The organism is Klebsiella sp. M041, assembly GCF_059759695.1.
The window spans coordinates 305,708-318,721 of sequence record NZ_JCAXWU010000005.1; the positions used below are offsets into that span (position 1 = coordinate 305,708).

The following is a 13,014-nucleotide window of genomic DNA, read 5'->3' on the forward strand; positions in this document are numbered from 1 at the left end:
GCTCCTGTTACCTGCAATAAGTGCCGCCAATGTTACCTGCTTTTCTCCCCCATGAAAGCGCCAGGATGATAAGCTAATCAGATCGTAACGAAAAAAGCAGAGGGGAATGGTGATGGATAAGAAAATTGGCTTTATCGGCTGCGGCAATATGGGTAAGGCCATTCTGGGTGGACTGATCGCCAGCGGCCAGGTACAGCCGGGACAAATCTGGGTCTACACCCCGTCGCCGGACAAGGTTGCGGCTCTGCGCGACCAGTACGGCATCAACGCCGCCGATAGCGCCCAGGAAGTGGCGCAGATTGCCGATATCGTCTTCGGCGCGGTGAAGCCGGGGATCATGACCAAAGTGCTGGGCGATATCGCCTCCAGCCTGAATAAAGAGTCGCTGGTGGTCTCCATCGCCGCCGGCGTCACGCTTGACCAGCTGGCGCGCGCGCTCGGCCACGATCGCAAAATTATTCGCGCGATGCCCAATACGCCGTCGCTGGTTAACGCCGGCATGACCTCCGTTACGCCAAATGCGCTGGTGAGCAGCGAAGATGTGGCCGAAGTGCTGACCATTTTCCGCTGCTTTGGCCAGGCGGAGCAAATTGCCGAACCGATGATCCATCCGGTGGTCGGCGTTAGCGGCTCCGCGCCGGCCTATGTCTTTATGTTTATCGAAGCGATGGCCGATGCCGCCGTGCTCGGCGGAATGCCGCGCGCCCAGGCTTACAAATTCGCCGCTCAGGCGGTGATGGGCTCCGCCAAAATGGTGCTGGAGAGCGGTGAGCATCCGGGGGCGCTGAAAGATATGGTCTGCTCTCCTGGCGGGACCACCATCGAAGCCGTGCGCGTGCTGGAAGAGAAAGGCTTCCGCTCCGCGGTGATCGAAGCCATCACCCAGTGCATGGAAAAATCAGAGAAACTGAGCCGCTCCTGAAGCTGAGCAGGCGGGCTGCAAGCCCTGAGAGGTCAAAGAACAAGGGAGCGCGAGCGCTCCCTTTTTTTCAGGCTTTCTTCAGGCAGCTACTCATGAAGGTGTTGCGTTCATCGCCCTTCAGTGATTTTGCCGAAGCCGCTTTGTTGCAGTCGCTCATCTTCTGCTGCTGAGGCGTGAGGGTCTTTCCTTGCGGCGTGGTGGTCTCTTTTTTCAGGCACTGGCTCATAAAGGTTTTGCGCTCATCCCCCTTCAGCGCCTTGGCTGACGCTTGCTGATTGCAGTCCGTCATCTTTTGCTGCTGGGGAGTAGGCGTTTTTTCTGCCGCGCCAACCGCGCTGATAAAGATCAAGCCAAACAGTAGGGTCATCAGTAAGGTTATTTTCATCGCACCATCCTTCTGTGAGTGGAACGTTGTAAGTCTGGACGCAGATAGAAAAAAAACCAGCCGGTGACGCGAATTCGCCACCGGCAGCGACTTATTTGAGACTCAGGGCCGCTTTCATGGTCGAGAAGAGGTCGGTCTGGTCGGTCAGGCCGACGACGTTAGCCGCATGCGGACCGTAGGCCGCAATGCGCAGCTGGGTGCCGGTGTGCTCCATCGACTCTTCCTCGGAGTTACCATAACTCATCACCATCACCGCGCCATCCTGCGTGTTCAGGGCCTGGGTCAGCCCCGGGGCTTTGCTATCCGCCGGGATAATCTGGCTGGCGTGCGCATGGTCGGCGGTGACGATCACCAGGGTATTGCCGTCTTTTTTGGCAAATTCCAGCGCCTTCTGCACCGCCTCGTCGAGGTCCACGGTTTCGCCGATCTGGCCGCACGGATTCGCCGCATGATCCTGCTTATCGATGGAGGCGCCTTCCACCTGCAGGAAGAAGCCTTTCTCGTTGCGGCTCAGCAGGTCAATCGCTTTCTCCGTCATCTGCGCCAGCGTCGGCACCGAGGCGTCGCGTTTCGGGTTTGGCGTACAGGTCACCGGCGGCTTATCGATATTACCGTGATAAGACGCCTTCGGCCCTTCCCAGCGTACCGGCATATTGCCGTCGGCGAAGAGTCCCAGCAGCGGTTTATCCTGGCTGGCTGCAGTCGCGGCGGCAAGAGAGGCCGCGTCGGTTACAATCTGGTAGCCGCGCGCTTCCGCCTGCTCGCGCAGGGTTTTGCCCTGCCACTCGCCCGCCGTCGCCGTTTCGGCAAAGGTCTTCGCGCCGCCGCCCAGGGTGACATCCGGCCGGGCGTTCAGCAGCTGTTCGGTAATGGAGCCTTTGCCCCCTTTCTCCAGCGCATTGCTGGGGCATTTTTCGCTGGTGACCGTGGGGCCGTAGCATTTACGCGATGTCACATGCGCCACCAGCGCCGCAGGGGTGGCGTCCTGCAGCTCGGCGGTAGAAACGTTGCCGGTGGCCAGGCCCGCCGCTTTCGCCAGCTCGAGGATGGTCTGATGCGCGTTCTCATGAATATCGACGCCCAGCGCGCCGTTATAGGTCTTCACGCCGGTGGTCCAGGCGGTGGCGGAGGCCGCCGAGTCGGTGACGTAGTCCGGTTTACCGGTTTTTTTATCCAGCGAATAGTGCGTGTACTGCCCGGTTAACGGCAGGGCGTCAATGCCTTTAAAGAAACCGCCCGCCCCTTCCGCATAATTTCGCGCAGCGGTAATTTCAGAATCACCCATGCCATCGCCAATCAGCAAAATAACGTTTTTGGCCGGCTTATTGATTATCGAGGCGCGCAGCGCTTCGGTTTGATCGCCCGTTAAACGACGCGCGCCGCCGGGAGTGGTGATATCTCCCTGGGCAGCGCGATTTTCCAGAGCCGGCGCGGCAGTAGTTTCCGCATGAATAACCGGCGAGCCCAGCAGAGGCAGCAGGGCAATAAACAGGGCGCTTAATTTCACTTTTGTCATCTCCATGTAAAAAATACTTAAAAAAACAAAACGTGGGAGACTTTATAAAAGGGAGATGACAGAAAAATGACGGCATCCTTGTCGCGTCGCAAAGATTAGCTACGAGGATGCCGCAACAGCTTCTTTAGATATTGCTGCAGCAGGATGGCATCCTGGTCGTTGACCGGCGGACAGGGCGTCACCTGGTCTATCGCCTGCTCAATATCCTGAATCAATGCCTGCTGGGCATCATGCTCCATATGGCGCAATAATGCGGTGACCACGATCTCCAGCGCTTCAACCTGCACCGTCAGTTCCTTTGCTTCTTCTTCCTTTTGCGCCAGTTTAACCAGTAACTCAGCAATGAGATTCTTCATAGCACCAGTTCCTTATGCGAGGTCTGTTTTTCGATTGAGATGTCATACCCGATGACGGACCTCAGAATTACTTAAAATAAGAATCGTCGCAACACCCAATATACAGCGAAACGTTTTACCACAACAAAATACCACTATAAATAGTATTGTTTAATCATGAGCGGCGCTGTTTATAACCAAAGTACGTCGGAAATAATAAAACGGAATAGCGCTCACGCCATGGCGATAACAAAAAGTAATGATAAATCTACTGTCGGTGAAAAACGCTGACGGTATGGCGTTAAATACCGTCAGCCGAGGTTCAGGCCTTCGCCCGGCGGGTGCGGCGCAGCATCCATGCCAGCTGCCAGAGGTTGATGAAGACGATAATCGCGGTGGCAATAAATACCCAGCGGAAGCCGGCCATCGCCGATACGGAGGCGCCAATCAGCGGCCCGGCGACGTTGCCCAGATACATAAACGACTGGTTATAGCCAAAGATGCGCCCGGTGACGCTGTCGCTGCTGTATTTCAGCAGCAGGGTCTGCACCGCCGGAAGCATCGCGCCATCGGCAAAGCCGAGCAGAAAACGTAGCGTCCCCAGCTGCAGCGGGGTGGTGACAAAGGACATGGCGAAGAACATCACCACCGCGCAACAGAGCGTCGCCAGCAGGATCCGCGAAGTGCCGATGCGGTCGCCAAGCTTACCCAGCCGTGGGGCAGAGATCAGCGCCGACACCCCGGGCACCGCGGCGATCATCCCGGCCAGAAAAGCGATATTGTTGCTGTCCGGCGCCATCGACTTGATAAACAGCGCCAGGATCGGGCCAATTGAGCCGTTGCACAACTGGATCACCAGGGTGGTGAAAAAGAGGCTGATCACCAGCCCCGGATAGGGCAAGGAGGCAAAGACCTGTTTCCCGGTGAGACGATCGGTTTTGCTGACCGGCGGGCGGCCCCCCTCTTTGATCAGAAACAGGGTGACCAGAAAACTGATGGTCAGCAGGATCGCCGTAATAAAAAAGACCATCCGCAGCCCGACGTGGTCCGCCAGGAAACCGCCCAGCAGCGGGCCGCCGATCACCCCGCTGATTTGCGCCGTCGACAGGGTGCTCAGCGCCCAGCCGCTACGCTCGCGCGGCACCTGGGAGGCCACCAGCGCCATGGCGTTGGGGATATAACCGGAGGTTAAACCCATGATCGCGCGCAGGATAAACAACTGCCAGACGTTGGTGGCGAAGGCCTGGAGTAAAATGGCGATCGCCATTCCCAGCGAGGCGCGCAGCAGCATCAGCTTGCGGCCTTTGCGGTCCGCGAGGCTCCCCCACATCGGCGAGACGATCGCCGAGACCAGAAAGGTGACGCTGAAGGTCAGCCCCGACCACATCGACAGCGCTTCATGCGAGGTGACGCCCAGCTGGGAGACGTAGAGGGGTAAAAAGGGGAGAATTTGACTGATCGCCAGGCCGGTAAAAAAGCACCCAAACCAGACGGAGATGAGATTAACCTTCCAGGATTCCATAACTACGCGTATTCATTAATGATTTGCCAATTATTACCTAGCTTAGCAATTTCATTCCACTGGTGTACTACCATAGATGCGCTGGCGGTGAGTTTGGTGTTTTATGAATGCGCATGAGAGGCTGACGAAGCATTTTCTGGTCATTCAGGCTGCTCACAGGGCTTTATGCTCAAAAGCAGAAGCCCTGCCCGCGCATGCCAAAGTGAAAATGGTTGGCGTGCGCCGCGTTGTACTCCGGCCCCAGCGCGTTGCCGAAGTAAGGGCAGCTGTTGCTTAGCAGCGCCGCCAGCCAGGGGTGAGAGCGCTCGCTGCGCCAGCCCCGCAGGACGCTGATGCGTCTGCCGTCCGTCAGGCGGAAGCCGCTAATATCAAGGGCATCCGCCGTCGCGTGTTCACTGCGCCGCGCCTGTTCCCGATGGTAGATATTACGGCAGGCGAAGCTGCCGAGATGATCGATCTGGCGCAGATCGCTGGCCATCAGCTGACGGGTCAGCGGCTTCGCCTGCTGTTCGACGTACAGCGCGCTGCTGAGCGCCAGCGGGCAGCTGGCGAGGAAACTGCTGCTCAGCTGCACCGAGCCAAAATTAGCCACCCGCACCACGTTACGCAGCGGGCAGGCGCCCTCGCTGTCGGCCACCGGCTGGCTGGCGATGAGCCGCCGGCGGTTGGCCTCCGCCAGCAGAGAGGCGCACTGGTCGGCCGTCAGGCTGCGCAACTTGAACGACGTCAGCCAGCCCGGGGGATCGTCAAGGGCCAGCGGCGCCAGCGGATTCAGGTGTGGCGGCAGATAGCGATATCCCACCAGGCCCGCGCCGAGCAGCCCGGCCAGCACCAGCAGCGTCTTTCCTCTCACGCCCGCTCCCGTCAATTGATCAGGTAAATATTATGGCAGGCAGGCGGCGGTTTCACATGGTATGTTATGCCCTTTGATGTAATCTGGATGGAAGTTGAAATGGCAAAGATGAGGGTTGGGATCGTTTTTGGCGGTAAGTCGGCAGAGCATGAAGTGTCGCTGCAGTCAGCGAAGAATATCGTGGAAGCGATTGATAAATCACGCTTCGATGTGGTTCTGTTGGGGATTGATAAACAGGGGCTATGGCACATCAACGACGCCGGCAACTACCTGCTCAATGCTCAGGATCCTGCCCGCATCGCCCTGCGCCCTTCAACGGTGACCCTGGCGCAGATCCCGGGCCGTGAAGCGCAGCAGCTGATTAACGCCGAAAGCGGCCAGCCGCTGGCGGCCATCGATGTAATTTTCCCCATCGTCCACGGCACGCTGGGCGAAGACGGCTCCCTGCAGGGGATGCTGCGCATGGCCAATCTGCCTTTCGTCGGATCCGATGTGCTGGGCTCTGCGGCCTGTATGGACAAAGATGTGACCAAACGCCTGCTGCGCGACGCCGGGCTCGCCGTCGCCCCGTTTATCACCCTGACCCGCGCCAACCGCGCGCAGTTTAGCTTTGCCGATGTCGAAGCGAAGCTGGGCCTGCCGCTGTTCGTTAAGCCGGCCAACCAGGGATCGTCGGTTGGCGTCAGCAAAGTTAAAAACGAAGAGCAGTACCATCAGGCGGTGGCCCTGGCCTTTGAATTTGACCATAAAGTGGTGGTAGAGCAAGGCATTCAAGGCCGGGAAATTGAGTGTGCGGTGCTGGGTAACGACCACCCGCAGGCCAGTACCTGCGGCGAAATTGTCCTCAACAGCGAGTTTTACGCTTACGACACCAAGTATATCGACGACCAGGGCGCGCAGGTGGTGGTCCCGGCCGCTATCGCCCCGGAGATCAACGACAAGATCCGCGCTATCGCGGTGCAGGCTTACCAGGCCCTGGGCTGCAGCGGCATGGCCCGCGTCGACGTCTTCCTCACCGCCGACAACGAGGTGGTGATCAACGAGATCAACACCCTGCCGGGCTTCACCAACATCAGCATGTATCCGAAGCTGTGGCAGGCCAGCGGCCTCGATTACACCAGTCTGATCACTCGCCTGATTGAGCTGGCGCTGGAGCGCCATGCCGCGGACCGGGCGCTGAAAACCTCCATGAACTAAAACGCGTTTACCCCGCCTGGCAGCGGCGGCCTCAGGCCTCTTCTGCCGGGCGGCGGCGGATCACAAAGCCCGCGATCCAGAAGCTTATCACCCAGGTGACCAGACCGACGGCGTAAGATTGCCAGCCCTGCGTCTCAAACCCCAGCAGCCCCACCACGCCATTAAGAATAAAAATTAACCCCAGCGCCACCGCGTAGTAGTGCCAGTCGCGGCGAATTTTATCAGTGAGCTTCATGCGGCCTCCAACAGCAAAAAACGCATCTTCGCATAGCCGCCCGCGGCGGTCTGTAGCGATATGGAGAATGTTGCTGGATTGCGACGCCGGTCTCCCTTTTCCCTTCCTGTGGCGCGGTTAACACAACGGCGAAAACAGGATTATTCCTGGAGGGCAATTACCAGCAATCTGATACTGGCGACGGCGTCGCACTGCCAGAATACCTGCCATAGAGCTGGAGAAAAAACCAGCAGTACAGAGGTGGGAGGGCCTATGGCTGAATTCAGTTTTTCAAAATCGCTTTTGGGAAATAAAAAAAGAGGGGCGCTGACCGGCAGCCATGTCGCTTACGGACTGTTCGTCCTGATCTGCTGCTGGGCCGGCGCGCAGATGCTCAGCATGCTGATCCACGCCCCGGGAGTCTTTGAGCGCCTGATGCAGGCCCAGGACGCCAGCCGTCCGCAGGTCGACATCAGCCTCGCCGTTGGCACCCTCTTTGGCCTGATCCCTTTTCTGATCGGCTGCTCGTTCATCGGGCTGCTGGCGCTCATTGTGCGCTGGCGTCGGCGCCGTTAACGCCGCGCCATACAGCTTGCCCGCCGCTCATCGACCCGTTTCGCAAACCACGCCGTCGTCAGATTACGGGTGATTTTCGGACTCTCAAGCTGGATCCCCGGCAACATCTCCCGCGGCAGGGTTTTGCCCGCTTTTTTATCCGCGAGGCGGAAAACCTGTTGATAGAGGTCAGTCTTCTCAAACGCCAGGCTGTCGCCCTTTTTCAGCTGGCTATGGATCTCGCTGTCGCTCATCCCCAGCTGGCCCGCCAGGCGACGCACCGCCAGCTCGGTGCTGCCCGGCTCATCGCTGTCATAGCGGATAAGGTCGCCGTCGAGCGCCAGTTTCACCCCGCTGGCTTTCACCACCGCGTTCTGGAAGGCCGCGTTACGGCTGGCATACCAGCCGGCGTTAAAGTCGGCAAAACGGTACAGCGGCACGCTGTAGCTGGCCGGGTAGTTCAGCAAATGATAGGTGCCAAACCACAGGCCGCCGCGCAGGCTGAAGACCTCCTGGCGCACCGTACCGTTCATTTTCCACGGGTAGCCGGAGGTGTGCTGCTCGGCAAAGGCGATGCTGACCTGCATTGGGCCGCCGGTGTGCACCGGGTTCAGGGAGCCGAACAGCTTCTGCCCCATCGGCACCATCCCGATAAAGTCATCAAAAATAGCGCTCAGCTGCTTTTCCGTCTTCACGTTGTCCAGACGGTCGCTGTAGCTTTTGCCGTTTGGCGAGGTGATCTTCAGCGCGGTATGGACCAGAAACAGCGGAATGTGCATTTTTTCCGCCCGGCGGTCGATCTCCTGCCAGGCGATTTTATTCAGCCCCGGCACCACCGGGTCGGACTGATAATTGGACTCCTGCTGCGCGACCGCCAGCACCGAGCAGACGTTCTCTTCCGTCGGCGCCAGCTTCTGGCTGTCAAAGGCGGTGGCGATGGCTTGCGCCCAGGCCTCCCGATCCTTGACGCTGGCGGGCATTTTCTGCCGCACCACCGACGCCACGTCAACGGGCTTCTCGCCCTCTTTCAACACCGGCGCCTGTTGGCTGGTACAGGCGCTTAGCACCACGGCCGCCAGCAGCGTCAATGAACCGGGTATAATGCGCGATAAACGTGCGGCCATCCTGCTTCCTTGTCTTGATTAACGTAATGTCGGGATCGCTTCCTGCAACGGTTTGCCGTCCAGTTCGCGCTCAAAGCTGCGCAGACGTTTGTAGATGGACATCAGTTCCACCAGCGTCGTCCACGAGCTGATCAGGTACTGGAACGAACCGCGCACCTGGCCGAAAACGTTGGTAATTTGCGTCATCAGCCCGAGGGTAATCGTACCGGCAACGATCGACGGAAACAGCAGGAAAAGGCCGAAAACGTTATCCACCTGCAGATAGAGAATGCGGGCGATATTGAAATACATATAGTGGAAATAGAGACGGAAATAGTTGCGACGCACCGCGCTGAACAGCTCGCGCACCGTCGGCGGCGTGGCGCGGGTTTCATCGTCCTCGCCGTAGACCAGCTCTTTACGATAGGCCGCTTCCACGCGCTGGTTTTTAAACTCCAGACCCGGCAGCTTAATCCCCACCACCGCCAGCAGGCCGGTCCCCATCAGCGACCAGACGATCGCGGCAATCACCAGGCCATACGGCAAGTGACCGACGATGGGCAGGTCGGGAACGTGTTGCGAGAGCGTCACCAGCACCGGCAGGAAGGCGATCAGGGTCATCACCGCGTTGATAAAGCTCACGCCCATATCCTCCAGGGTGGAGGCAAAGCGCATGGTGTCTTCCTGCACACGCTGCGCGGCGCCTTCGATATGGCGCAGATGCTGCCAGTGGGCCATGTAGTGTTCGTTCATCGCCGTGCGCCAGCGGAAGACGTAGTGGCTGACGAAAAAGTTGTTCATCACGCCGATGATCACCGCGATGAGCGCGATGCCGAGAAAGATGCCGATCTCATGATAAAACTGGTTGATGCTGACCTTATGCGGGGTGGCCAGCGCGCTCTGGATCAGGTCATAGAACGGCGCATACCAGGCGTTGATCGCCACCCCCACTTCCACCAGAAACCAGGTGACGAAGATGATGAGCGACGTGCCGAGAATCGACCAGTACTGCCAGCGATGCGGGCAGTAGACAAACCAGAACAGCGCAAACACGCCGACGCAAAACAGATAGTAAGCGTAGAACACCAGATAGTTGAGCGACCAGAAGCGCGCCGCGCTGATCGCCACATCCTGCGATGCCCCGGTGACCCGCAGCAGCCAGTCGCCGCCGCCCGCCTGCCAAAAGATCACCGCCAGCAGCGACCAGATAAAGGCAGAAATAAAAAACGGCCCCGGTTTGGGGAAAAAAGATTTAAACATCATTGTCTCCTGCTAACTTCTTATCGTTCTGCTATTGCTGTATACGACGCATACGTCGGCCGCCGCGTGAAAGCGTTCTCGCGGGGCAGACGGATGATAAGACCGGATATCAACAGCTTAGTTCTGCTGCCAGGCGTGCAGAATTGTTTCTGTGGGTTTCACCTGTAAAGGATTGCCAGGAACGGTCAGCGTACGCCACACCTCATTGTAGTGGGCGATGAGCGTCGCGGCCTGCGCGGCGGGGCGGTTGGCGGTGGTGTGGGCATCTTCCGCGATAACAATGCCGTATCCGCGGCTGGCGCCGTTTTTAATGGTGGTGTCGAGGCAGTAGTCGGTGGCGCAACCGCAGATGACAAACTGCTGAATGTCGTGTTCCCGCAGCACCTGCTCCAGCGAGGTGTGATAGAAGGCGTCGCAGGCGGTTTTAGTGACATAGAGCGCGCCGGCCGGCTGCTCCAGCTCAGGGAGCAGGGCGAAGCCTTCGCTGCCGGCTTCGAGGCCGCCGGCCTCATCATGTTGAATAAAAATGACCTTATCCGCCGCGCGCACCAGACGATTAATTTGCGCGACGCAGCGCTCACGCGCCAGACGCGGCGTGGCGAACACGCCGTTTTGCATATCCACGACCATCACTACCCGTTGAGCCGCCATTGTTTTCTCCCGCGAACCTTCAGCCAAACGGTCATCATACGCGCCGGCGAAAAAAGCCGATATCCGAAAGCGTAAAAAAGTCTTTTTTACGCACCGTTACCTTTTTCCTGCAGGAATGTCGTGAATCCCGCTTTGTTCTGCGCCACTTCGTAGTATAAATACCCTCTTCTCTTTTATTTATTTAATGGATGATTTCCGTTGAAACGTAGTTTGCTCATTTTTGCTGCGCTGTGCGCGGCGTCGTGGACCTCGGCGCAGGCCGCACAGCCCACCGTTGACCCGGTTTTCGCCTCGGATGTGGTCGATCGTTACGCCAATCATATCTACTACGGCAGCGGCGCCACCGGCATGGCGCTGGTGGTGATCGATGGCAATCAGCGTGTGTTTCGCAGCTTTGGCGAAACCCGCCCCGGGAATAATCAGCACCCGCAGCTCGACTCGGTGATCCGTATCGCCTCCCTCAGCAAACTGATGACCAGCGAGATGCTGGTGAAGCTGCTCGACCAGGGGGTGGTGAAACTCGACGATCCGCTGAGCAAATACGCCCCGCCGGGCGCCCGGGTGCCTGACTGGCAGGGAAAACCGATCACCCTGGTGAATCTCGCGACCCATACCAGCGCCCTGCCGCGCGAACAGCCTGGCGGCGCCGCCCATCGCCCGGTGTTTGTCTGGCCGACCCGCCAGCAGCGCTGGAGCTGGCTCTCTACCGCGACCCTGAAGACCGCGCCGGGCTCGCAGGCGGCCTACTCCAACCTGGCCTTCGATTTGCTGGCGGACGCGCTCTCCACTGCCGCCGGCAAACCTTATCCGCAGCTATTTGAAGAGCAGATCACCCGACCGCTGGGGATGAAGGACACCACCTTTACCCCGTCGCCGGACCAGTGCCAGCGGCTGATGATCCCGGAAAAAGGCGCCAGCCCGTGCAACAACACCCTGGCGGCGATCGGCAGCGGCGGAGTCTACTCGACGCCGGGGGATATGATGCGCTGGATGCAGCAGTTCCTGTCATCCGATTTCTATACCCGCGGCCAGCAGGCCGACCGGATGCAGACGCTGATTTATCAGCGTAACCAGCTGACCCGGGTGATCGGTATGGACGTGCCGGGCCGCGCCGACGCGCTGGGGCTTGGCTGGGTGTATATGAAGCCGAAGAATGGCCATCCGGGGATTATTCAGAAAACCGGCGGCGGCGGCGGGTTTATCACCTATATGGCGATGAATCCGCAGGCTAACGTCGGCGCTTTTGTGGTGGTGACCCGCTCGCCGTTAACCCGCTTCAACAATATGAGCGATGGCATCAACGACCTGGTCAGCGAACTGAGCGGCGCGCAGCCCAACATGCAGACGGCCAGCCAGTAAGCCCGGAGGAGGTTTCGCCGATGCGACATAACGATCGTTTTGGCGAAACATCCCGCTGCCATTTCAGTTACACTACCGTCTTTCATTTCACAAAATCAGGCAAACCATGACAGATTTAATCACTCGCCCCCGCCGCCTGCGTCAATCCGCTGCGCTGCGCGCCCTGTTTGAAGAGACAACACTGAGTTTGAACGACCTGGTGTTGCCGATCTTTGTTGAAGAAGAAATTGATGATTACAAAGCGATCGAGGCTATGCCCGGCGTGATGCGTATTCCGGAAAAATATCTGGCGCGTGAGATCGAACGCATCGCCAATGCCGGCATTCGCTCGGTGATGACCTTTGGCATTTCTCATCACACCGACGCCACCGGCAGCGATACCTGGAATGAAAATGGTCTGGTGGCGCGTATGTCGCGGATCTGTAAGTCCACGGTGCCGGAGATGATCGTCATGTCCGATACCTGCTTCTGCGAATACACCTCCCACGGCCACTGTGGCGTGCTGTGCGACCACGGGGTGGACAACGACGCGACCCTGGAAAATCTCGGCAAACAGGCCGTTGTCGCCGCCGCCGCCGGCGCGGACTTCATCGCCCCTTCCGCCGCGATGGATGGTCAGGTGCAGGCGATTCGCCGCTCGCTGGATGCCGCCGGTTTCACTAATACGGCGATCATGTCCTACTCGACCAAGTTCGCGTCTTCCTTCTACGGCCCGTTCCGCGAAGCGGCCGGTACCGCGCTGAAGGGCGATCGTAAAACCTATCAGATGAGCCCGATGAACCGCCGGGAAGCCATTCGCGAGTCGCTGCTCGATGAAGCCCAGGGCGCCGACTGCCTGATGGTGAAACCGGCTGGCGCCTACCTGGATATTCTCCGCGATATCCGCGAGCGCAGCGATCTGCCGCTCGGCGCGTATCAGGTCAGCGGGGAGTACGCGATGATCAAATTCGCCGCCCAGGCGGGCGCTATCGATGAAGAGAAAGTGGTTCTGGAAAGCCTTGGCGCGATCAAACGCGCGGGCGCCGACCTGATCTTCAGCTATTTCGCCCTTGACCTGGCCGAGAAAAAAATCCTCCGTTAAGCCTCCCTCTCCCCGGTGGCGCTGCGCTTACCGGGGCTACCAAACCTCATCCCCGGTGTGC

At 58.9% G+C, this 13,014-nt stretch carries 14 protein-coding genes; 5 read left to right on the forward strand and 9 right to left on the reverse strand.

The features are described from left to right. The first annotated feature begins 112 nt into the window (after positions 1-112). Positions 113-922, forward strand: a complete 810-nt coding sequence (gene proC / locus AC6CWS_RS08750) for a pyrroline-5-carboxylate reductase (protein ID WP_023288574.1) — start codon at positions 113-115, stop codon at positions 920-922. Positions 923-989: 67 nt separating this feature from the next. Here proC and psiF read toward each other — a convergent pair whose 3' ends face one another. The 5 genes from psiF to AC6CWS_RS08775 form a co-directional block, all read right to left on the reverse strand. Further along, on the reverse strand, positions 990-1,307 hold the full coding sequence (psiF, locus tag AC6CWS_RS08755) for a phosphate starvation-inducible protein PsiF (RefSeq protein ID WP_023288573.1): 318 nt from the start codon (positions 1,305-1,307) through the stop codon (positions 990-992). A gap of 91 nt (positions 1,308-1,398) precedes the next feature. Then, entirely contained in the window at positions 1,399-2,829 is a 1,431-nt protein-coding gene (gene phoA, locus AC6CWS_RS08760; RefSeq protein ID WP_074442637.1) for an alkaline phosphatase, read from the reverse strand. A gap of 89 nt (positions 2,830-2,918) precedes the next feature. Continuing rightward, complete coding sequence (gene iraP / locus AC6CWS_RS08765) at positions 2,919-3,179, reverse strand: anti-adapter protein IraP (protein WP_004204875.1); 261 nt, start codon at positions 3,177-3,179, stop codon at positions 2,919-2,921. Between the two features lie 301 nt (positions 3,180-3,480). Beyond that, positions 3,481-4,680, reverse strand: a complete 1,200-nt coding sequence (locus tag AC6CWS_RS08770; protein ID WP_023288571.1) for a multidrug efflux MFS transporter — start codon at positions 4,678-4,680, stop codon at positions 3,481-3,483. A 169-nt stretch (positions 4,681-4,849) separates the two neighbouring features. Next, on the reverse strand, positions 4,850-5,533 hold the full coding sequence (locus AC6CWS_RS08775; protein ID WP_065882841.1) for an extensin-like domain-containing protein: 684 nt from the start codon (positions 5,531-5,533) through the stop codon (positions 4,850-4,852). Between the two features lie 99 nt (positions 5,534-5,632). On the opposite strand from AC6CWS_RS08775, the gene ddlA reads away from it, so the two are divergent. Next, a complete protein-coding gene (ddlA, locus tag AC6CWS_RS08780; protein WP_023288569.1) occupies positions 5,633-6,730 on the forward strand; it encodes a D-alanine--D-alanine ligase in 1,098 nt (365 codons plus the stop codon). A gap of 31 nt (positions 6,731-6,761) precedes the next feature. Here the strand turns inward: ddlA and AC6CWS_RS08785 are convergent, their stop codons facing one another. Continuing rightward, positions 6,762-6,965, reverse strand: coding sequence for a DUF2754 family protein (locus tag AC6CWS_RS08785; RefSeq protein WP_004204881.1), 204 nt, complete (start codon positions 6,963-6,965; stop codon positions 6,762-6,764). Between the two features lie 252 nt (positions 6,966-7,217). Here AC6CWS_RS08785 and AC6CWS_RS08790 point away from each other — a divergent pair, with 252 nt between their 5' ends. After that, complete coding sequence (locus AC6CWS_RS08790) at positions 7,218-7,520, forward strand: YaiY family protein (RefSeq protein WP_023288568.1); 303 nt, start codon at positions 7,218-7,220, stop codon at positions 7,518-7,520. Here AC6CWS_RS08790 and AC6CWS_RS08795 read toward each other — a convergent pair. The 3 genes from AC6CWS_RS08795 to AC6CWS_RS08805 form a co-directional block, all read right to left on the reverse strand. After that, the gene (locus AC6CWS_RS08795) at positions 7,517-8,623 is read right to left on the reverse strand and encodes a DUF1615 domain-containing protein (RefSeq protein WP_017898945.1); all 1,107 of its coding nucleotides are present in this window, start codon (positions 8,621-8,623) and stop codon (positions 7,517-7,519) included. The genes AC6CWS_RS08790 and AC6CWS_RS08795 overlap by 4 nt on opposite strands. A gap of 18 nt (positions 8,624-8,641) precedes the next feature. Continuing rightward, positions 8,642-9,862, reverse strand: a complete 1,221-nt coding sequence (gene sbmA / locus AC6CWS_RS08800) for a peptide antibiotic transporter SbmA (RefSeq protein WP_032453450.1) — start codon at positions 9,860-9,862, stop codon at positions 8,642-8,644. 117 nt (positions 9,863-9,979) lie between these two features. Further along, positions 9,980-10,492 (reverse strand): isochorismatase family protein, encoded by a 513-nt coding sequence (locus tag AC6CWS_RS08805; protein WP_072096510.1) that lies wholly within the window; start codon positions 10,490-10,492, stop codon positions 9,980-9,982. A 219-nt stretch (positions 10,493-10,711) separates the two neighbouring features. Between AC6CWS_RS08805 and ampH the strand changes: the two genes are divergently transcribed. Both ampH and hemB read left to right on the forward strand, forming a co-directional pair. Further along, positions 10,712-11,872, forward strand: a complete 1,161-nt coding sequence (gene ampH, locus AC6CWS_RS08810; protein ID WP_044521218.1) for a D-alanyl-D-alanine-carboxypeptidase/endopeptidase AmpH — start codon at positions 10,712-10,714, stop codon at positions 11,870-11,872. Positions 11,873-11,978: 106 nt separating this feature from the next. Then, complete coding sequence (gene hemB, locus AC6CWS_RS08815; protein ID WP_002890201.1) at positions 11,979-12,953, forward strand: porphobilinogen synthase; 975 nt, start codon at positions 11,979-11,981, stop codon at positions 12,951-12,953. The last annotated feature ends 61 nt before the right edge of the window (positions 12,954-13,014 follow it).